Annotated in this window: 16 protein-coding genes; 5 read left to right on the top strand and 11 right to left on the bottom strand. The window is 46.9% G+C overall.

The features are described 5' to 3' along the window. Positions 1-290: 290 nt before the first annotated feature. Positions 291-2,819, top strand: a complete 2,529-nt coding sequence (locus ORJ01_RS02025) for a zinc-dependent metalloprotease (protein WP_306176796.1) — start codon at positions 291-293, stop codon at positions 2,817-2,819. Between the two features lie 79 nt (positions 2,820-2,898). Here the strand turns inward: ORJ01_RS02025 and ORJ01_RS02020 are convergent, their stop codons facing one another. The 6 genes from ORJ01_RS02020 to ORJ01_RS01995 form a co-directional block, all read right to left on the bottom strand. Continuing rightward, complete coding sequence (locus tag ORJ01_RS02020; RefSeq protein ID WP_306176795.1) at positions 2,899-3,567, bottom strand: response regulator transcription factor; 669 nt, start codon at positions 3,565-3,567, stop codon at positions 2,899-2,901. A gap of 146 nt (positions 3,568-3,713) precedes the next feature. Next, a complete protein-coding gene (locus tag ORJ01_RS02015) occupies positions 3,714-4,358 on the bottom strand; it encodes a tetratricopeptide repeat protein (protein WP_306176794.1) in 645 nt (214 codons plus the stop codon). Next, positions 4,355-5,170 carry an SDR family oxidoreductase gene (locus ORJ01_RS02010; protein ID WP_306176793.1) on the bottom strand — a complete coding sequence of 272 codons (816 nt, stop codon included), beginning with the start codon at positions 5,168-5,170 and terminating at the stop codon, positions 4,355-4,357. Before ORJ01_RS02010 ends, ORJ01_RS02015 begins: the two co-directional genes overlap by 4 nt. Further along, a complete protein-coding gene (locus ORJ01_RS02005) occupies positions 5,167-5,841 on the bottom strand; it encodes a TenA family transcriptional regulator (protein ID WP_226750794.1) in 675 nt (224 codons plus the stop codon). Before ORJ01_RS02005 ends, ORJ01_RS02010 begins: the two co-directional genes overlap by 4 nt. Further along, complete coding sequence (locus ORJ01_RS02000) at positions 5,828-7,360, bottom strand: AMP-binding protein (protein ID WP_306176792.1); 1,533 nt, start codon at positions 7,358-7,360, stop codon at positions 5,828-5,830. The genes ORJ01_RS02005 and ORJ01_RS02000 overlap by 14 nt, the downstream gene beginning before the upstream one ends. Next, positions 7,353-8,063, bottom strand: coding sequence for a thermostable hemolysin (locus ORJ01_RS01995; protein ID WP_306176791.1), 711 nt, complete (start codon positions 8,061-8,063; stop codon positions 7,353-7,355). Before ORJ01_RS01995 ends, ORJ01_RS02000 begins: the two co-directional genes overlap by 8 nt. Before the next feature lie 342 nt (positions 8,064-8,405). Here ORJ01_RS01995 and ORJ01_RS01990 point away from each other — a divergent pair, with 342 nt between their 5' ends. The 3 genes from ORJ01_RS01990 to ORJ01_RS01980 all read left to right on the top strand — a co-directional run bounded on the left by ORJ01_RS01990 (position 8,406) and on the right by ORJ01_RS01980 (position 12,411). Then, positions 8,406-9,692, top strand: coding sequence for a ribonuclease J (locus tag ORJ01_RS01990; RefSeq protein WP_306177513.1), 1,287 nt, complete (start codon positions 8,406-8,408; stop codon positions 9,690-9,692). A gap of 202 nt (positions 9,693-9,894) precedes the next feature. Then, positions 9,895-11,022, top strand: a complete 1,128-nt coding sequence (gene nagA, locus ORJ01_RS01985) for an N-acetylglucosamine-6-phosphate deacetylase (RefSeq protein WP_306176790.1) — start codon at positions 9,895-9,897, stop codon at positions 11,020-11,022. A gap of 60 nt (positions 11,023-11,082) precedes the next feature. After that, a complete protein-coding gene (locus ORJ01_RS01980; protein WP_306176789.1) occupies positions 11,083-12,411 on the top strand; it encodes a sugar MFS transporter in 1,329 nt (442 codons plus the stop codon). A gap of 13 nt (positions 12,412-12,424) precedes the next feature. Here the strand turns inward: ORJ01_RS01980 and nagB are convergent, their stop codons facing one another. Together nagB and ORJ01_RS01970 are read right to left on the bottom strand one after the other, a co-directional pair. Then, the gene (gene nagB / locus ORJ01_RS01975; protein ID WP_306176788.1) at positions 12,425-13,222 is read right to left on the bottom strand and encodes a glucosamine-6-phosphate deaminase; all 798 of its coding nucleotides are present in this window, start codon (positions 13,220-13,222) and stop codon (positions 12,425-12,427) included. A gap of 76 nt (positions 13,223-13,298) precedes the next feature. Further along, the gene (locus ORJ01_RS01970; RefSeq protein WP_306177512.1) at positions 13,299-14,042 is read right to left on the bottom strand and encodes a class I SAM-dependent methyltransferase; all 744 of its coding nucleotides are present in this window, start codon (positions 14,040-14,042) and stop codon (positions 13,299-13,301) included. A 210-nt stretch (positions 14,043-14,252) separates the two neighbouring features. Here ORJ01_RS01970 and ORJ01_RS01965 point away from each other — a divergent pair, with 210 nt between their 5' ends. Continuing rightward, on the top strand, positions 14,253-16,364 hold the full coding sequence (locus tag ORJ01_RS01965) for a hypothetical protein (protein ID WP_306176787.1): 2,112 nt from the start codon (positions 14,253-14,255) through the stop codon (positions 16,362-16,364). 147 nt (positions 16,365-16,511) lie between these two features. Here ORJ01_RS01965 and prsR read toward each other — a convergent pair whose 3' ends face one another. The 3 genes from prsR to ORJ01_RS01950 are packed head-to-tail and all read right to left on the bottom strand — an operon-like array spanning position 16,512 to position 20,716. After that, positions 16,512-17,873 (bottom strand): PEP-CTERM-box response regulator transcription factor, encoded by a 1,362-nt coding sequence (prsR, locus tag ORJ01_RS01960; RefSeq protein WP_306176786.1) that lies wholly within the window; start codon positions 17,871-17,873, stop codon positions 16,512-16,514. Between the two features lie 2 nt (positions 17,874-17,875). After that, entirely contained in the window at positions 17,876-19,939 is a 2,064-nt protein-coding gene (prsK, locus tag ORJ01_RS01955) for an XrtA/PEP-CTERM system histidine kinase PrsK (RefSeq protein ID WP_306176785.1), read from the bottom strand. A gap of 15 nt (positions 19,940-19,954) precedes the next feature. Next, positions 19,955-20,716, bottom strand: coding sequence for a serine protease (locus ORJ01_RS01950; RefSeq protein WP_306176784.1), 762 nt, complete (start codon positions 20,714-20,716; stop codon positions 19,955-19,957). Between the last annotated feature and the right edge of the window lie 145 nt (positions 20,717-20,861).

Below are 20,861 nucleotides of genomic sequence, written 5' to 3'. Positions count from 1 at the left end.
CAGCTAAGCGAATACCACTCTGGCTTTTTATTCCCCCTTAGAGCGAGCCGACTGATCATCGTTGGCCAAGGTTTTAGTCAATCATTAGCCAACCATTAACCACTATAAATTTATTAAATAAATCGCGCGCAAAACCGAGCCGTTAGCGGCATTTGAGCCATTTATCGTATTAGTGCGTATGTCAGTCTGATCAATCTTGACTGAACGCATGGCTACGGCCAGTTTACATAGGTTGTTACTTTTGCAACCTGTTCACGAATACATTAACTAAAAAGATAAGAGACTACTCAATGAATAAATCCATTCTCTCGCTTGCGGTATCGCTGGCCTTATTGGCCGCGCCGATTGCTGCCCAAGATGCCAAACCTGCTGCCGAGAAAAAAGAACAAACTTATAGCAGCATGATTGCCAACAAAACCGCGATAAACGGTTTATTTACGCTGTATGTTGATGAAAAAACCGGTGAGCATTTAATGAGCATCACCGAAGCACAACTCGACAAACCGTTTTTATATTTCGCGAAAACGTTAGATGGGGTGACTGATGCTGGGCATTTCCGTGGCTCGTATCGGGGGACCAAGCTGATTGAATTTCGCCGTTACTTTGATCGCATTGATGTGATCAGTAAAACACCACGTTTTTACTTTGACCCAAACAGTGCTTTAGCGCGCGCTGCGGATGCCAATATTAGTGAAGCGGTACTAGCTACGCTAAAAATTGAAAAGCAACAGCAAGATAAGTTTTTAGTTAAAGCCGACAAGCTATTTTTAAGTGAAGACTTAACCAAAGTATCGCCGTGGGCTAACCCAAAGGATCCCAATGCCAAAAACCGGTTTAAAGTCGGTAAGTTAGACGATAAAAAATCACGTATCGTGCAGCATCGTCCTTATCCGAATAACCTTGATGTAGTCGTTGATTATGTGTTCGCCGACGGCAACCCAGGCGTACGTGGCAGCGATGCCTTAAGCGATCCGCGCTCTGTTTCTATCAAGTTTCAACATTCTTTTATTGCTTTGCCTGAGAATAATTTTGTGCCGCGTTATGACGACGCACGCATTGGTTATTTCACCACCCAAGCTGACAATATGACGTCAGAAGATTGGGCGCCGTTTCGGGATGTGATCCACCGTTGGGATCTGCAGAAAAAAGATCCGTCAGCGGCGGTATCTGAGCCTGTTAAACCGATCGTTTGGTGGATTGAGAACACCACCCCAGTAGAGTGGCGCGATACCGTTAGAGACGGTGTATTAGCATGGAACAGTGCGTTTGAAAAAGCCGGTATTAAAAACGCTATTGAGGTGCGAGTTCAACCGGATGATGCCGATTGGGATGCGGGCGATATCAATTACAACGTATTACGCTGGACCTCGTCACCACAGCCACCTTTTGGCGGTTATGGCCCCTCGTTAGCTAACCCGTTAACGGGCGAGATCTTAGGCGCCGACATCATGCTTGAATACGTGTTTATGAAAAACCGCTGGATCTACGACAAGCTGTTTACCGAAGGTCGTGCTAGTGAGCTAAGTGCTAATGACGCACACGAGCATAGCGATGGTTTATATTGCTCTGCCGGTCATCAATTACAAGAAGGTTTTGTGATGGCGGCCAGTTTAGGCAATGGTTTAGACATTGAACAAAACGACATTATGCGTCAAGGCTTAATGGAGTTGGTATTACACGAAGTGGGTCACACCCTGGGCCTAAACCACAACATGCGCGCCTCTAACTTGTGGAATGCCAAAGAAGTGCATGACAAGAGCAAAACCCAAGGGATTTTAACTGGCTCGGTGATGGACTATACGCCTATCAATATAGCCCCACCAGGCATGGCGCAGGGCGATATTTTCCAAACTAAGCCCGGCCCGTATGATGATTGGGCCATTGAGTATGGTTACAGCACCGCGTTAAATGATGCAGCGGCAGAACAAGCGCGTTTAGAGAAAATCTTAGCGCGTTCAGTTGAGGCAGCTTTAGCTTTTGGTAACGATGCGGATGATATGCGTACGCCAGGTCGGCATATCGACCCGCGTGTGATGATTGGCGATATGTCTTCAGAACCAGTTGTTTATGCGGCCGATCGCATGCGTTTGTTAGAGAAAATGATGGCAGAGCTATCAACTACCGCTGTTACCGAAGGCGACTCTTATCAGCGCTTACTCACTTCAGCGAACATGCTGTTTAGCCAATACCGCAGCCAAGCCGGTGTGGTATCGCGGCAAATTGGTGGGGTTTATGTTGAGCGTAATGTCGCGGGAGCCCCTACCGACAAGCAGCCTTTAACACCAGTGCCATTAGCGCAGCAGCAAGCGGCGATGAAGTTACTGAGCGAAAAAGTGTTTGCGCCGGATGTATTAGCGGTAATGCAGCCGTTATACAGCCAGTTATTACAGCAACGTCGGGGCTTCACGCATAGCGGTCGTAACTTAGATCCTAAAGCGCATGAGATGATCTTAGGCATGCAAAAATCGGTGCTAGATCACATCTTGCACAAAGCCGTGTTACAGCGTATTTCTGACTCCGCTCTTTATGGTAATGAATACAGCTTAACGCGCTTTATGAAAGATCTGACCGACAGCATCTTCGTTGACCCACGTAAAGCCACTTCGGTAAGTCATAACCTGCAAGTGGAATATGTGAAACGCCTGATTGCCGCTGCCGGTTTAGAAAAACCAAGCGACTATGACAATCTGGCGAAAGCGGCCGCCTTGTTGCAGTTGAATAACATTCAAGCCAGCAAGTTACCGCGCAGCGCTGATGACGCCGCAAAAGCACAAAAAGCCTTAATCGATCTGATGATTAGCAAGGCGCTGCAAAGCTAAGTTAACCGCTAGCGAAAGCAAACACGGCCTAACCCCGATGTGGGCTAGGCCGTTTCATGAGTTAATTAAGAGGGTTACATCACTCAGATAAATTGCTTGGCAATAAATAACCGACACCGCGTACGGTTTTAATCAGTTCTGGCTGCAGTTTTTTGCGTAAGTTATGAATATGCACTTCAATGGCGTTACTTTCGTTATCACCATCCCAACCAACGCTCAGCTCTTCTAGATGCTGGCGCGTTAAAATTTGATCTTTATGCTGCAAGAAATCTTGTAATAATAAAAACTCGCGGCGCGTTAAGTTAACCGCTTGTCCGGCAAAGTCACAGCTATGATTGGCTAAATCTAGCGATACTTTACCCACCGTCAGCACATCATGTCGCCGCGTGCTTTGCCGACGCATCAGTACACGGATCCGCGCTTCTAGCTCACGCACATCAAAGGGTTTAATCATATAATCATCTGCCCCGGCATTGAGTAAACTCAGCTTGGTTTCTAGCTGGTCCAAGGCCGTCAGCACCAGTACCGGTAAGGTGTGTTTTTGTGAGCGTAATTTATCTAAAACGGTTTTAGAAAAGCCATCAGGTAAGCCTAAATCGAGAATAATTAAGTCAAATTCGCTGTGATTAATCGCTTGTAATGCCTGGTTACCGGTTTGGCAGTGTTCCAATTGATAACCGACTTTGCTTAGCGCCGTGACAATACCTTGCGCTAATAATTTATCATCTTCGACTAATAACAAACGCATCAACTTGCTCCTGCTGCTGGCTAATTCTGCCAAGACATTAATATTATTCACTTAAGATAGGCTTAACGAGCTCTCGCTACAAGCGAGAACCCGTGTTAGCCATGTTTATAATGGCGAATGAAACACACTATAAAATGCTTAGCGTGTTATTTAGCCTTTTGTTGCGCGAGGCTTAAGGCTTGCATTATTTCTTGGCGACGGCCGAGATCGGCTTGCTCACGGCCTGGTCTATCCGGTGCCGCTAACGCTTTTTCAAAGGCGGCTATGGCGGCTTGATAGTCTTTTTGTTGCAGTAAAAAATCACCGTAAAAATAGTTAGCATCAATACCGTTAGGGTTAACCGCCAGACCTTTGAGTAAATATTCACGGGCTTTTTTATCGCTACCAAAGCCAACAGGCCAGCCAGGCACTTGATAATACAAAGAGCCTAAGCTGGTATAAGCCGAGCCATCTAGAGCATTGGCATCCAGCTCTATAGCTTGTTCAAATAGTTTGCGTGCCGCTTTCACCTCACTGAGTGCAGATAAACCGCCCACGGCACCGGCATAGGTTGAGCGAATAATCCCTTCCCAAATAAGATAATTCGCATCATTAGCGTGTTCGGCACGGGCGTCGCTGGCTTCAGTTAATAACGCTTGATAAGCGCTTTCTTGCTGCTTACCGGTTTGTTGATATTTAATCTCGGCCCAACGCTGTTGCAGCTGTGGTAATTCAATGGCGTTACTGGTCGCGCTGAATAACAAGGCGCTGCTTAATAAGGTACTCACGAGTAAAGTTTGATAAGTGTTCATAAAGCCTCTCCTGTCGTCAGCGCTTGGCTAACATTCTGTTTTGCATAGCGTTTAATCACCGGTAATTGACCAGTAATGGCGTTATCGACCACCCCCGGCAATACAGCATTGATGCGGATAAACAGTTTTTCTGGATATCCTAAATCTTGATCGTGCATGTGTGTTGCTTGCAATTGCCGCAGTACTTGGCTGGCAACCCACTGGGGGCTATCGGCCTTAACCTTTAATTGCTGATTCATTTGCTGCATCGCCGCGCTGTTCATCTCGGTTTGGGTGGCTCGTGGCGCGATATGACAAACTTGGCGTGGGCTATCGGCCCACTCACGGCGTAGTGCTTGAGCAAAACTGCGCAGGCCAGCCTTACTGGCTCCATAGGCGGCAAAACCGGGATAACCGATGGCGCCCAAGCTTGAACCAATATACAGCAAGCGCGCGTCGGCACTTAATCGCGGCAATAAGCTCTGTGTTAGCTGCATTGGCGCCAGTAAATTGGTATTAATTAGCTGGCTTAGCTGCTCTGCATTTTGATCGCCCAATAAAGCAAAGTGATTAGTGCCGGCAGCAAACACCACGGCATCTAAAGGCTTTGTGCCTAAGCGCTCTAGCAGGTGTTGTCGACCGGCGCTACTGGCAAGATCAGCGATGACAATATGCGCTGGCCGACTGAGTTTAGCGGCTAAGCCCTGTAATGCTGTTTCGTTTCTACCGGTTAACCAGAGGGTTGCGCCTGCTTGGTCCAGTTGCTGTGCTAAAGCCTGACCAATCCCGCCACTGGCACCGGTTAATAAGACGGCTTTAGCCTGTAATGTCATGCGGCCTCCTGCTGAGATGGGGCGTTTTCGATACTGCGAAAGATATTGCCATACAACTGATAAAATACTTTTGCAGCATGAATAATGGCAGCTTGATCAGCGCTATCGGTAATGGTGTCCATTAACTTTTCAAAAAACGTCAGATGTTCAATATCCAAGCTGCCGTGTGAACGCAAATAACTAAAGGCTTTATTCGGTAAGCCCAATTGCTTTTGAATAATGTCTGCTGCTTGTGTGGCCAAATTAACACTGGTGCCTTCAAGCACTAATACCATACCGAAAAACGCTAACGGATTTTTGCGCAGCACGGTGTCGTAGGCATAAGCCACCATTAACTCGGTTGCTAGGCGAGGTTGGCCATGTCGTACGCTCTCTTTATCCACACCACAGGCGGCAACATCGTTTAACACCCACTCTTGATGCCCTAATTCTTCCTCAATATATTCGGCAATGGCTTCGCGATAATATTCTTGGTCGCTACGCAGTCTGCTGCCTACAGCCATCAACAAGGGCACAGTATGCTTAACGTGGTGGTAGGCTTCGGTTAAAAACGCCTGATACTCAGCTAAAGTAAAGCTTTGATCGGCTAAACAGCGCTGGATCAACGGTGCGGATAACAAGTATTGCCGCTCATTGCTGGTTTGTGCCATTAGTGTGTTAAAAAAACTCATAAGTTAACTCCTCTTTGGCAGCGACTGCCATAATGGTTGGAATAAGTGGATCGGGTTGTTGCTGATATAGCTGCTCAATGGCAGTTTGATACTGCTCAATAATCGGCTGGCGGCGCAATCGGCCATTGGCGGTTAGTTGCTGATTCGCTTGGGTAAAAGGCGTGTTTATCACCAGCACCGTTCGCAGACGCGCATAATCAGGTAATTGCGTATTAAGTTGGCTTAATTGCTGTTGTAAAGTCTGCTTGCTGGCATTAGCGCGAAGTGTTAGCACCACACTTAACCAAGGCTTGGCATCTCCAAGCACCATCGCCTGAGCAATGGCGGGACAACTTTGTAATTCTGCTTCGAGCCATTCTGGCGAAATATTTCGACCATAACTGCTGATCAGCAGATGTTTGCTGCGCCCTTGGATCACCAAATAACCGTCTTCATCCAGATAACCGAGATCGCCGGTATCTAACCACGCCTCTGGATCGCGTGGCATTTCACCAAGGTAACCACTAAAAAGCTGGCCATTCACTTCAATATGTTGCTGACGCACACGTACAGCAACATGGGGTAGGGGTTTACCCACACTGTTTTGACGTTGCTGTTGTGGTAAATTTAACGCGACAACAGAGCCCGCTTCCGATAAACCATAGCCTTGAAAAATCGGTAACTTCAGCGCTGCCGCCTGAGTTAGCAAAGCTTTGGCACAATGGGCACCGCCTACGGCGATAAAGCGAAAGGTACGGCTTAGCTCAGGATGCTGCCGGCAGATCAGCAGTAATGCTTGTAGCAGCTGCGGCGTTAAAATCAAACTGGCTGGTCGATATTGCAATAAGCTGGCAATAAAAGTCGGTAAATCTAAACCCGAGCTGCCAGCTAGGCCGGTTTTAGCGGCGCTAAGCATTAAAACGCGCTGCCCTAAACGCAGCGGCAAATACACGCCTGCTACGTTCTCTAATAAAGTGGCCAAGGGCAATAAGCAATAATGCAGCTGAGGCGCCCCGCTAAACTGCTCGGCTAAGGCTTGTTGTAAGCCATCGCAGGTGGCGGCTTGTTGTTTCCAGCTTAGGCACACACCCTTTGGGGTTGAGGTGGTGCCCGAGGTAAACGTAATTTTGCCACTGCTGATCGGCATGCTAGTAGCATGATGTTCGACAGGGTTAAGGCGCTTTGCCCACAAGCCGTCAATAACCGTTGGCTGGCTTTGTTCAGTGGCTTGTGTTTGTAGTACTAATTCAACACCGGCTTCAGCCAACATAAATTGTTGCTGCTGAGATGAGAAAAACACTGGTACAGGGATGGCAATTTTATTCGCTTGTGCTAACGCCAGATCGGCAATGACCCAGGCGATACTGTTATCACCGCTAATCGCAATGCGTTGATACGGCGAGGCAACCAGCCACGCACTAAGGATCGACACTTGCAAAGCCAACTCATGATAACTGAGTTGTTGTTCGCCATCGTCTAAAGCGATGCGATCGGCAAATTGCAGCAACTGAGCATGCGACACGGGCACGGTATTAAGCATAAGAGTGCTCCAATAGGTTAAGTTCGGTACTGATCTGTGTAATTTGCTCGGAAAATAGCCGTTTGATCAGCTGATAGCGGGTCAGTTGTTGCGCACTGGCTATTGCCGGTAACGCATGCCCTGCCATAACGGTAGGTTGTTTTTGATAATAGCGGCCCCAGCCTGTGGGGTTGTCGGCTAATTTGCTCACATCGGCAGGGGCCAAAGCCAGCGGTTGATAATGCAATTTACTTAATAAAGACTGCACTTCACTGGTCGCGGTAAAGGCGATCCATTGGTAAGGCGATGCTATGATCAGTTCGCTTAATACCACCATCAATAACAAACTGCTGCCACTGCGACTGGCGACCAAATTACCTACTTCTAAAATGTGTTGGCGTGGTACCTCAATGTGCTGTTGAGCACTTAAAACTTGTTCAATTGGTGCCGGTAAATATTGTTCTAAAAACAAGGGTTGCGTAGCGGCGGCCGTTAAACCCACCACGGCGGTTAATTGCCCGGCGCAGTGCAAGCTCAGTAGCACCGGCATAAAAAAATTGATGTCGGCTTGATGGTGTTGCCGAAATTGCTGTTGAATAAACTGTTCTATCTCAGCGCGATCGGCGCTGTGCCTTGTATGCAATGTCAATTTACTGCTTTGCAGCGCCAAACAATCGCCAAAAAAAGGGCGGGGCAAAGCGTTAAGAGCAGCGAACTGAGTCATAAGGTGGCCTTAGTAAACGAAACTATGACCAATTTAAATACCGAACCTTAAGATTTTATTAAGACAGAACCAAAGTAGGATCATTTAATACTAAAAGGTAAAAAATTAACGGGGTTTAACAGCGATACCCATGAAAGCGAGCCATTTTCGTATATTTGACGTATCTAATGCCTTATGATTGGGCTTTTAAAGCAGCTAAAGCTAAAAAAGTGATATTAGTGAGCACTTTAGCGCTAAGCAATTTTACACGAGGCTATTTTGACGCACGCAGTAGTGGCAGAGCGGTTACCCAGCGCCAAAGAATTATGGTTTTTACCACTGGGTGGCTGTGGTGAAATTGGCATGAACCTGAATTTATACGGTCATGACGGGCAATGGTTGATGGTCGATTGTGGTGTGACTTTTTACAACCCGCTGCAGCCTACCACGCAGACATTAACGGCTGAAGTGCAGGCTGCTGATCCTGCCTTTATTAGTCAGCAGCGCGAACGTCTTTGCGCCATTATCATTACACATGCCCATGAAGATCATATTGGTGCCTTGCCGTATTTGTGGCCACGCTTGCAAGCGCCCGTGTATTGCACGCCCTTTGCCGCAGAAATTTTACGCCGCAAAATTGCCCGCTCGGGTTTATCAGCGGATATGCCCATTATAGAAATACCACCGGGCGGCACCTGTCAATGTGGGCCTTTTGTGGTTAATTGGCTGAATATCACCCATTCTATTCCAGAGCCGCAGGCGCTGCTGATCACCACTGCCGCCGGTAAAGTGTTTCATACCGCCGATTGGAAAATGGATGCGGCACCGATTTTAGGCCGAGCCTTTAAACCGCAAGTGTTTAAACGCTTAGCCAAGCAGGGCATTACTGCGATGGTATGTGATTCAACCAATGCCTTAAAAAGTGGTTTTTCGTTATCTGAAACGGCCTGTTACCAAGCCTTATTAACGGTGATCCAACCGTTTAAACGCCGAGTGGTGGTGACCGGTTTTAGTAGCAATATCGGGCGTTTAATTAGCTTAGGGCGCATCGCCAAGCAAAGCGGCCGTTATTTAGCGCTATTTGGCCGCGCCATGGAAAACATGGTAGGCGCGGCGCGGCAATGTGGCTTTTGGCCAGAGGATATTCCACTGATAGCCAACGAGCATGTGGGCTTTTTACCGCCCGAGGAAGTGTTAGTGGTCGCCACCGGCAGTCAAGGCGAGCCCAAAGCCGCGTTAACCAAGTTAGCAGAAGATCGGCATCGGCAATTATTATTAGAGCCTGATGATTTGGTGATTTTCAGCGCTATGCTGATCCCCGGCAATGAAATGCTGATTTCTCGAATGGTCGATAAATTAAAAGCCAAAAAAGTGCAGGTGTTACAACAAGCCGATACTTTATTGCCCATCCACGTATCTGGGCATCCCAACCAAGGTGAGCTGGATCTGCTCTATCGTTATGTACAACCCGAGATTGCTGTGCCGGTGCACGGTGAAACCGCGCATATGCAGGCAAATGCCCAAGTTGCGAAGCTCGCGGGTGTGCGCCAACAATTGCTTGGGCAAAATGGCGATTTATTTATCCTAGCGCCACAGCGTCGTTGTGTAGCGGGTTTTGCTCATGCAGGTCGAGTGGCAATTAATAACTAAATATCATTTATATGTTTGTGTCATAAACCAGATTAGACGATTCTTACTGCAACAGCAAAGGTCTGCCTGCCTTTGCGTAATGTCATACTTAACAAAAAAGCCATTGCACTGAAGCTAACACAGCGTTATTTTGCGCTATCAGCTTGTGCTAGAGGCCTCATTTAACCTCGATGCCGCAAACTCTCAGAAAAAAGGAAGCACAATGCAGCGCTTAGCGGTGGCTCAATTATTCGACGGTGCAAATTGGCATCATAATGTAGAAGTGCTGTTAGCGCAGGGGCGGATCAGTCAGATCCAAGCGGCGAGTGGTCAGGTGTTAGCCGGGATGTTAGTGCCAGGCTTTATTGATTTGCAGGTTAACGGCGGCGGCGGCGCTTTATTTAATACCGCACCCACTCGCGAAACCTTGCACACCATGGTACAAGCGCATGCTCAGTTTGGCACCACCGCCATGCTACCGACGGTGATCACCGACAGTTTAAACGTGATGCAACAGGCTGCCACCACTATTGCTGATGCACTAAGCCAGCAACAAGCGGGCATTTTGGGCGTCCATTTTGAAGGGCCTCATTTATCGGTACCGAAAAAAGGCGTGCATCCGCAGCAACATATTCGTGCTTTAACGGCCGCTGAGCTGGCGCTCTATCAGCGTTCCGATTTAGGATGTCGTTTACTCACCGTGGCTCCTGAAAATGTTTCTCCAGAACAAATTCAAGCATTAAAGGCCAGTGGAAGCCATGTTTGGCTCGGCCATTCCAATGCCGATGCCGCGACGGTGCAGCAGGCACTTCAAGCCGGGGCCAATGGCTTTACCCATTTATACAATGCGATGTCAGCCTTTACTTCGCGCCAACCTGGTATGGTTGGGGTAGCACTAACAGATGCCGATAGTTGGTGTGGCATTATTCTCGACGGCTTACATATTGATGCGATTGCCGCAAAACTGGCGTTATTAGCCAAGCCGACGGGTAAAGTGGTGTTAGTCACCGATGCGATGTCGCCGGTGGGCACGACCGAAAGCGAATTTGCTTTTTTTGACGGTATAGTACGCCGCGAAGGCAATAAGCTGACCAATGAAGCGGGCGCGTTAGCCGGTTCTGTATTAGATATGTCGTCGGCGGTACGCTATGCCGTGACAACACTAGGTGTGGCATTGGATGAAGCACTGCGCATGGCGTCGCTTTATCCGGCGCAAGCGCTGGGGATCGAGCAGCAATATGGCCGTTTGCTGCCAGGTTATCGGGCCGATTTTACCTTACTGAATGGTGATTTAGAGGTAGAAGGCTGCTGGATCGCAGGTCAGGCTCATTATTTAAACACTAAACACTAAACACTAAACACTAAACACTAAACACTAAACACTAACCTTATACAGTTCGCAGGAAATATGATGGATAAGTCTTTGCGCACACCCTCGACCGTTTCAACGCTAGGCCCGATGTTAATTATCGGCATCTTGTTCTTTGTGTTTGGTTTTGTTACTTGGCTTAATGGTGCGCTGATCCCCTTTTTACAAATTGTTTGTCAGTTAAACGAGTTTCAAGCCTTTTTTGTTACCACCGCCTTTTATATTGCCTACACGGTAATGGCTTTACCCATGTCGTTTTTATTAAATCTACTGGGTTATAAAAAGAGTATGTTAGCGGGCTTACTGATTATGGCCGTTGGCGCTTTATTATTTATCCCTGCGGCACAAAGCGCCTGGTATCCGTTATTTTTATTGGCATTATTTACCTTGGGTACCGGCTTAACGATTTTACAAACGGCGACCAACCCTTATATCGTCTGTATTGGCCCGCGCGAAAGTGCTGCCATGCGCATCAGTATTATGGGCATAGTCAATAAAGCAGCCGGTATCATTGTTCCCTTTGTATTTGCGTCTATGGTGCTGAGTAATATCGATCAGTTCTCTGCCGAAGCCTTGGCTAAATTGTCTGAGGTAGAACAGCAAGTGCAATTAGCCACGTTATCAGAGCGCTTAGTGCTACCTTATCTTTATATGACGGGCGCATTATTGCTATTAGCGTTTTTTATCGGTTTTGCCCCCTTACCTGAATTACCCGCTAGCGAGACCGCGACTCAGCGTGACAGCAATCATTTACACGCAGTATTGGCAAAGCCACAGTTGGTATTTGGGGTGCTGGCATTGTTTTGTTATGTCGGGGTAGAGGTGATCGCCGGTGATACCATTGCACTTTATGGTAAGCATTTAGCCGTTGGTCATTTTGGTGTGTTAACGTCTTATACCATGAGTTTTATGGTGCTGGGCTACGTGCTAGGTGTGGTATTGATCCCTCGCTGGTTAAGCCAAGCTCGCGCTTTACAAATCTCAGCATTAAGCGGAATTGGCTTTAGTTTGGGGGTGATCTTTGCTTCAACCGATAGCCAGTGGTTATCAAGCGTGCTGATTGGCTGGTTAGGTTTTGCCACCGTGCCTGACTCAGTAATGTTTTTAGCCTTGTTAGGTTTAGCCAATGCGTTAGTCTGGCCAGCCGTGTGGCCTCTGGCTTTAGAAGGTTTAGGTAAATTAACAGCGACAGGCTCAGCGCTATTGATTATGGGCATTGCTGGTGGGGCGGTGTTGCCGTTAACTTATGGTTACCTGGCGGAGCAAAGTGGCAGTAACCAACAAGCTTATTGGTTATTACTGCCTTGTTATCTGTTTATCTTATTTTATGCCTTTAAAGGCCATAAATGGCGACAGTGGGCCGCCGGTTAACGATTGCTGGCGACTAGGGCTGTCGTTGAAATCGCTGATATAACGCCGCGGTTTCTTTGGCAATATGCCTATAAAATGCTTGGTGCTGTAGCGTTGAGGCCGCTGCTTCATCAACCACAATAATGGCTTGTGGGTGCAGTTGTAAGGCGGAGGCAGGGCAAACTGCACTCAGTGGCCCCTCAACTAACGCCCGCACGGCTGGCGCTTTAGCACTGCCAGTGGCAAGTAGCATAATCTTCTTTGCTTCTAAAATGGTGCCAATACCCATCGTGATCGACAAATGCGGTTGATACTCGGCTGCCTTAAAAAAACGCGCATTGTCGGCAATGGTCTGTGCGGTTAACGTTTTAATCCGAGTACGCGACTGTAATGAGGATGTTGGTTCATTAAAGCCAATATGACCATTGCGGCCTAACCCTAATAGCTGCAAATCAATACCGCCTGCAGACTTAATAAGCTGCTCATAATCCATGCAGGCTTGCCAAGGATCTGCCGCTGCGCCCAGCGGCACGTGAGTATGTTCAGGGTTAATATCAATATGCGCAAATAGGTGTTGCTGCATAAAAGCACGATAACTTTGCGGGTGCTCGGGCGCTAAACCGAGGTATTCATCGAGATTAAAGGTTGTGACCTGAGCAAAGGATAATTCGGCGGCTTGATAAGCGGCAATGAGGCGTTGATATAGTGCTAAGGGGGTCGAGCCGGTGGCTAAACCGAGCACCGAGTTTGGCTTTTTGGCTAACTGTTGTTTAAATACCGCCGCGCCATAATCAGCAACAGCGGCCGCATCAGCTAAAATAACCACTTGCATGGCGGTATTCCTAAAAAACATTCAAGCCGTTAATGTAGCAGGTTAAGCCGCCGCTTGTATGACCGTTGCGTTGGTTTTAACGCTTCACACACACAAACAGTGCATTACCACTTTGCTGATCCCAGGGCTGAATGCGTTGATAATCATGCTCTAACACATGCACTTCAAAATAGGGCGCGAGCAGCGCCAGTAACTCATTAAAGCTAACGGCGACCATGGTATGGCTGTCTTGCCATTGCTCGGTGTGCCCTGCGGTTTCTCGGCTGATGTGTAAATTAAGGGCTTGTTGCTCACCTTGCCCAGAGTAATACCACGACGAGGCAAAGGTAAAACGACTTTGCTGATATTCACGACTATGTGAAGCGGATAATTGATTGCTTATGCGATCTTTATCAACTGCATTAAAACAAAACAGACCGCCGGGGCGCAGTGCTTGGCTCACGTGACGTAAGCAGCTTTGTAAACCAGCTAGGCTGGCGCTGTAATGAATGGAGTAAAGTAAACAAGTGATCAAATCCACTGGCTCGGCCAGCTGAAAGTAACACAGATCTTGTTGCATAAACTGCGCATCTGGGCAACGAATGGCCGCCAGATCGAGCATCGGCTGGTTCAAATCTAACCCCGTACATTGAAAACCTTGTTGCAGCAAATGCCAAATGTGCGGCGCGGTACCACAGGCCAAATCAACATGCTGCTTGCCACCATTTCCAAATAACCCGGCAATCCGCGCGATAGCTTGGCTTTGCTGTTGATAATTAATATCGGCACAAAGCACATCGTAATAGGCCGATAAATCTGTGTAGAGCGCATTAGACGAAATCATGGATCGCCGCCTCGGCAAGAAAAGGTGGCGCATAATATAGTAGTTTTGCTGTTTGGCAAAGTGATGTAGTGCTTAAATACTGCACAATAATGCTTGTGACATAAATGCTTAAATACTTTATTAGAGCAATACTGTTTTTTTATTAGCAAAAACAAGCAGAGTCGCTTATGCTTTTTTATGCATATTATCTATACAAGGAAAGGTATTTTGACTACCAACACCACTTCACATCAATGGCGTTTTTTCCGCTCTGGCGGTTTTGATCAAGTCTCCATTGAAACCGCCGCCGATTTACTCCACTTAGGCGAGCTTAATCCAAAACTTTGGACAGTACTGAATTGCCCGACTACGGGCTTAGAGTTTGATGAGCGCACTTTGGCGCTGATGGACAATGACGGCGATGGCCAGATCCGCGTGCCTGAAATTCTTAGCGCAGTAAGCTGGAGTTGTCAGCGGTTAACCGATGCCAGTGTTATGTTTGCTCAGCCTGGTTTACCGCTCGCCAGTATTTCTAAAGCGGATGCTGAAGGCGAGGGCATTTATCATGCCGCCGAAAAAGTCATGGCTTATTTGCAGATCCCGGCAGATCAACCGATCCAGGTAACCGACTTAACCAACACCAGCCAGTTGTTCTCACCCAATCACTGTAATGGTGACGGTGTCATTATGCCTGAGCTGACCAGTGATGCAGCGCTACAGCAGTGTATTGCTGAGATCATCAGCACACAAGGTGGCGTAGCCGATCGCAGTGGTGGAATGGGCGTAACACAGGATACCGTAACAAGTTTTTGGGCACAGCTACAAGCCGTGCAAGACTGGCATGCGGCCTATGCCAATGAACAAGGTTTACTGTGCCCGCTGGCTGAAAACACCGCAGCGGCCGTTGCAGTATTTGAGCAAGTGCAAGCGAAAATTGACGACTACTTTGTGCGTTGCCAACTCGCCGCCTTTGATGGCCGTGCCAGTGATAATTTAAACCCGTTAACGTCTATGTACGACGGCCTAGCCAATCGGGTTATTGCCGAGCAAGACAGTGATATTGCTTCATTACCCTTATCTGAAATTGCAGCAGATCGGGCTTTACCTTTGGTAGATGGCATTAACCCAGCATGGCAAACACAAATTGCTGCGTTAACCAGCAGCGTATTACAACCTTTGTTAGGTGGCGATTACGCTGAATTAAACCACGCCGATTGGCGCAAGGTATCCGCTCAACTGGCGGCCTGGCGTAATTGGCAAGCCGCGCGCCCAGCTACTGCGGTGCATGACTTAGGTTTAGATCGCATTAACGAACTGCTAGCCAGTGATTTTAAAGCGCAATTAGAACAACTGATCGCCGATGATTTAGCCGCGAGTACTTTTGCCGATAACTTATTAGCACTGGAAAAGCTAACGCGTTATCAACAAAACCTCGTGACCTTACTGCGCAACTTCGTGACTTTTAGCGATTTTTATCATGGCGATTCAAAAGCGATCTTCCAAGCAGGTACGCTTTACTTGGATCAACGTAGCTGTGAATTAGTGATGCGCGTAGCCGATCCAGCGCGACACGCTTCTATGGCACCTTTTAGCGGCTGTTATTTGGTGTACTGCACCTGTGTGCGCCAAGGTGAAAAACCCATCAATATTGTTGCGGCACTGACTAACGGTGACGTCGATGAATTAATGGTGCCAGGCCGTAACGGTATTTTCTATGATCGCCAAGGCCGAGATTGGCGTGCCAGTGTCACCAAAGTGGTAGCGCAACCGGTCAGTATTCCGCAAGCGTTTTGGTCACCGTATCGCCGCATAGCGGCCTTTATTGAATCGCAAGTGCAAAAATTTGCTGCCTCGCGTGATAAAGATATCGAAAGTAAAACCAGCAGTAGTGCCGCTTCCCCCACGGCGGTGGCCAGTAGCTTTGATATTGCGAAGTTTGCCGGTATCTTTGCCGCTATTGGTTTAGCTTTAGGTGCTTTAGGTACCGCTTTAGCTGCGGTGGTTGCCGGTTTGTTTTCGTTAGCATGGTGGCAAATACCGCTCGTACTGGCGGCAGTGATGTTGCTGATTTCAACACCGTCGATGATTTTGGCTTATCTAACATTACGTCGGCGTAATGTGGGGCCACTATTAGATGCTAATGGTTGGGCGGTAAACACCCGCGCCAAAATCAACGTACCTTTTGGTGCGTCTTTAACTGGTGTCGCGAAATTGCCTGCTGGCGCGAAACGCAGCTTAAGCGATCCCTATGCAGAAAAACCTAGCCCATGGCGTTTGCCATTGCTATTGGTGTTTTTAGCAGGTGCAGCTTGGTTGGGTTGGTGGCATTTCTTTAGTTAATATGTGAAATGGGTTGAAGTTGGCTTTGATTGCCGAGCTACCCAAAAAAATCCCCCTAAGCCTTAATGACTGCGGGGGATTTTTTATTGCGGTGTCACTATATAACGCAACAGTTGAAAATTGGGGCCATTAAGAAGCGATACTGTTTTAAGTTTCTGTATCCGTGCTACGTAAATCGTACATTTTATACTTTTCAATTAAGGCATACAGTGTGGGGCGAGTAATGCCTAAAAGATCAGCAGCCTTAGATAAGTTACCTTCGGTCATCAAATGGGCTTGGCGGATCGCTTGAGTTTCAACGTCTTCGCGCATTTGCCGTAAAGTTTGCATCTTAATATTGCCATTCGGGGCAACTAAGCCTAAATCTTCGGCATCAATTTGCTTTGACTCTGCCATGATCACCGCAGATTTCACTTTGTTCTGCAATTCACGAATATTGCCAGGCCAACTATGCGACAGCATGGCCTTGGTAGCCTGCTCAGAGAAGCCTTGTACATTAGAATGGTATTCTTCATTAAAGCGCTGCAATAACGCTTTAGCGATTAAAATAATATCGTGACCACGGCTACGCAGTGGCGGGATACGCAGGATGATTTCACTCACCCGATAAAAGAGATCTTCTCGGAAGGTTTGTTGGCTGACCATCTCTTGTAAATCGCGGTGCGTTGCGCAAATAACCCGTACATCCACTTCAATTTCACTGCGGCCACCAACACGCTCAATAACACGCTCTTGCAAAAAACGCAGCATTTTAGCTTGTAAGCTTAAAGGCATATCGCCAATTTCATCAAGCAGCAAGGTACCGCCATTAGCGCATTCAATTTTACCAAGGGTAGTTTTAACTGCGCCGGTAAAAGCGCCTTTTTCATAGCCAAATAATTCGCTTTCAAGCAGGTTTTCTGGAATAGAGGCACAGTTAATGGCAATAAAGGGTTTATCGGCGCGAGCGCTTTGCTTATGTATGGTGCGCGCAAACACTTCCTTACCCGTGCCGCTCTCACCCAATAATAGCGTGGTGATTTCAGTCGGGGCTATTTTCTCAACCACACGACAAGCTTTGATCATTGCCTCGCTGTTGCCTAAAATATCCGTCTGTTGCTGCGAGTTGTTTTTTAGCGCTTTGTTCTCTTTTTCTAGCTCAGTGAGCTTAAAGGCGCGTTGTAAAATGATGTTAAGTACATCGGCATCAATCGGTTTTTGATAGTAATCATAGGCACCCAGAGCAATAGCTTGCAGGGCATGGCTATTATCGGTACTACCGGTTAACACTATAACCTTAGTATCGGGCGCTGTGCCTAAAATTTCAGATAAACATGCTAGGCCTTCGGTCGCATTTGTCGGATCCGGAGGTAAGCCTAAATCAAGGGTAACAACCGAGGGCTCGTAGCGTCTAAGATGTGTCATCGCTTGTTGCCGATCACCAGCAAAAACTAATTCGTAATCGCTCAAGCTCCACTTTAATTGTTTTTGGATCCCGAGATCGTCTTCAATTACCAATACTGTTTTCATGGCTATAACGTTCCTTGCGCTGAGAGGTAAGTGGTTTCTTCTTCGTCTACTTCCGATTGTAAAGGAAGATGGATACTAAAAGTAGTTCCTTCACCTATGGTGCTACTGACTTTGATTGAACCACCTGCTTGCTCAATAAAAACTTGTGCATCGTACACGCCAATGCCCATGCCTGCATTGCCTTTTGTCGTGTCAAAAGGTTTAAACAACCGATGTTCAATAAAATCAGCGCTCATACCACAGCCAGTATCGCAAATATTCAGCAACAAATCGGTCGATGTTGTTTGCATATACACCTTTATGCTTCCAGTAGACGGCGTGGCATGCTGGGCATTATCTAATAAGTGAAACATCACATTCGCAAAGCGGTGTTGGTCTAACATTAGCTGACAATCTTTCCGAACAATCAGTTCTGGTTGTGGTGATTTTACCGCACAGCGTTGCTCAATAACTTGGCTGATTATTTCTGCTACCGAGAAGCTGCGCTGCGGGCGCTCGTTGGATTGCTTCGTGGTCAGTTGCAACAGCATATTATCTAAGCGTTGTTGCATCGACTCTAAAGTACTGAAGGTATCATCAATAAATTCAGGGTTGTGCCGGTGCTTTTGGGCATTGCGTAAGGTTAAATCTAACTGTGCTTTTACATTTTTCAAATCGTGTACTACAAAAGCAGACATACGGCTAAAAGCAATAAACTGCGCATTTTCACTGAGCTTATCACTGTGCTGCATCAGCAACAGCAGGGTAGCAATTTGCTCTGATACCACAGACAGATAATCCCGCAGCTCCCAGTTTAATTTTAGCTTTTGCTCGGCGCCCGCCTGCATAATACAAACGCCCCAAAGGCCTGCTTTAGTGCGAATAGGCAGCAGCAATTGCAGTTTCAGCTGATCTTTTGCTAAATCAGCCGTTAATGCCCCTTGCGGCTCTGTTAAATCAATCTGCCAGTTTTGGTTGGCGTATTGGCTTTGATAACGCTGTAATAGCGTAACCTCAGCTTCAGTTAAGGGGGCTCTACCATGCAGTGCCAATATTTTTAACTCGCCTTGCGGTCGATATTGCACAATGGCTCCTTGGCCGTAATTAATGCTTTGTAACCATACTTGCAAAATTTTGTGATGGCGATCGACATGGCTAATATCAATTTGCTTTAAGCCACTGGTTAGCGCCAACCACTTTTCACGATAATCAAAACTATTGGCAAAAAAATGTTTTTCAATAAAAACTTTTAAGCGCCTGCGGATAGTGCCAGATAACACCAGCAGTAGCATTAAAGCAAAACCGAGCACAATAAAACTGGTTTGCAGTAACTCAGACCAACTACCGCCAATGTAGCGTAAATAAAAGCCTGTAATGGCAAGTAATAGCAGGTATACCCCTGCGGCCATCACTAAAGTGCTTTGTAAAACAATATCTCGTGAAATATAGACATTAATGCCCCATGCTTCGATGCGCCGAATAGCGATAACTAAAAACGGGATCATCAACGTAAAAATAAAGCCACGAGCTTGCCAAAGGTGTGAGTCTATTCGGGCAAATAACGCCGATTCCGCAAGCAACACAAAATCAAACAGTATGCATACCGCTAAGGCAATCAGCAGGGGTTTAAACTGCCAGCGTTGTTGTACATTTGTTTTACGGTAAATCGCTTCTAAAATAGCCAGTTGCAGTATAGCAATAAGTAAATTACCCACATAAATAAGATGCTGACTCATCCAGTGGTTTAAGCCAACGGCAGTCCACAGTACAAAGCCGAGTAGAGTTGCGATAACCGATTTATTCAAAAAAAAGTTTTGCCACTCTCCGTGATGTTTAAGTGCGGCAAGTAAGAACAGTGATAACAGCAGATTGCGACTATTTTCTACAAGGTAAGATCCGGAATTGACGTAGGGAAGTTGCAATGACCAAGCATAATAACCCGCCCAAACTACACTAACGACGCTAAAAGCAAACAATAGGCCTCGCTGAACCGAATTACTTTTGGTGGTTAATATCAATAGTGCAAAGATTAAATAGCTTATTGTCGCGATGCCAAAGCCTAGTTGTTCTGCAGAAATGTCGATCACGTTGGATAACTCTTATCAGTTAGATTTTAATTGTTGAATATATTGGGCAGGAATTGCGTAACTGATGCCACTGGGATCTGATAACACAGACTCTTTACTGGCTTTAATATAAGTTTGGTTAATAACGCCAATGACCTCACCGTTAGCCGCATTATACAGCGGGCTGCCGCTGTTGCCGGGATACGCTACCGCGTCAAGCTGGTAAATTAAGTAAGGTTGGCGCAGCTGCCGTAAAGCGGCTGCATGCAATTGGCTGGCTTGATCCGCAGGGATAATAATGGGCGAATGTGCCGCGATAATGCCTCGGTGGGTTGCTGGATAAAGCCCTAACACACTGGTAATAGGGTAACCGGTGAATGCAATTTCAAGCCCTTCCGATGCCAGTTCGCTTTGGCTACTTAATGTAACAGCAGGTAATTGACTGTCGATGCTTAACAAAGCCAGATCATGCTCAGGTGCCAAACGGCGCGAGGTGATCTGGTGTTGTTTGACTTGCTGCACCGAGCCCGATAACACCACATATGTCTCCATTTTACTTTCATCTAAGCCGCGGCTGACTACGTGATAATTGGTGACCACTAGATTACCAGGGCTTATCACAAAGCCTGTACCCACTAACTGTATCCGCGGTGAGGCAGTCGGGTTATATATGCCTATCGCTACTACCGAAGGTTTTATTTTTTTAATAACATCAACTAACTGTGCATTGCTCATCGAAGAAAATAAAGCCAATATACAAAGTAAAAAAAATCGGTACAAATGCATCTTAATTACCATCAGTATTATCCTTAATTGAGCTAATATTATCTTACTATGCTAATTTTTGCCTGGCAGAGTTAGGAAAAAACGCTGTTTCTACACCATACTACAAAAGAGAGGCCATAAACTAATTTTGCGTATGCAGCCGCAAAACTCACTTAAG

This window comes from Alishewanella sp. SMS8 (assembly GCF_030737935.1).
GTDB lineage: Bacteria > Pseudomonadota > Gammaproteobacteria > Enterobacterales > Alteromonadaceae > Alishewanella > Alishewanella maricola.
The sequence above is the reverse complement of the archived record's forward strand: the minus strand, read 5'-3'. Positions and strand labels throughout refer to the sequence as shown.

Excerpts from the sequence above, each read along its gene's own strand:
- nagB (WP_306176788.1), bottom strand. The coding sequence starts at position 13,222 with ATGCAAGTGGTTATTTTAGCTGATGCGGCCGCTGTTGCTGATTATGGC.
- ORJ01_RS01990 (WP_306177513.1), top strand. The coding sequence starts at position 8,406 with ATGAACCTGAATTTATACGGTCATGACGGGCAATGGTTGATGGTCGAT.
- ORJ01_RS02010 (WP_306176793.1), bottom strand. The coding sequence starts at position 5,170 with ATGACATTACAGGCTAAAGCCGTCTTATTAACCGGTGCCAGTGGCGGG.
- ORJ01_RS01980 (WP_306176789.1), top strand. The coding sequence starts at position 11,083 with ATGGATAAGTCTTTGCGCACACCCTCGACCGTTTCAACGCTAGGCCCG.
- ORJ01_RS01995 (WP_306176791.1), bottom strand. The coding sequence starts at position 8,063 with ATGACTCAGTTCGCTGCTCTTAACGCTTTGCCCCGCCCTTTTTTTGGC.
- ORJ01_RS02025 (WP_306176796.1), top strand. The coding sequence starts at position 291 with ATGAATAAATCCATTCTCTCGCTTGCGGTATCGCTGGCCTTATTGGCC.
- ORJ01_RS02020 (WP_306176795.1), bottom strand. The coding sequence starts at position 3,567 with ATGCGTTTGTTATTAGTCGAAGATGATAAATTATTAGCGCAAGGTATT.
- prsR (WP_306176786.1), bottom strand. The coding sequence starts at position 17,873 with ATGAAAACAGTATTGGTAATTGAAGACGATCTCGGGATCCAAAAACAA.
- ORJ01_RS02015 (WP_306176794.1), bottom strand. The coding sequence starts at position 4,358 with ATGAACACTTATCAAACTTTACTCGTGAGTACCTTATTAAGCAGCGCC.
- nagA (WP_306176790.1), top strand. The coding sequence starts at position 9,895 with ATGCAGCGCTTAGCGGTGGCTCAATTATTCGACGGTGCAAATTGGCAT.
- ORJ01_RS02005 (WP_226750794.1), bottom strand. The coding sequence starts at position 5,841 with ATGAGTTTTTTTAACACACTAATGGCACAAACCAGCAATGAGCGGCAA.
- ORJ01_RS01950 (WP_306176784.1), bottom strand. The coding sequence starts at position 20,716 with ATGGTAATTAAGATGCATTTGTACCGATTTTTTTTACTTTGTATATTG.
- ORJ01_RS02000 (WP_306176792.1), bottom strand. The coding sequence starts at position 7,360 with ATGCTTAATACCGTGCCCGTGTCGCATGCTCAGTTGCTGCAATTTGCC.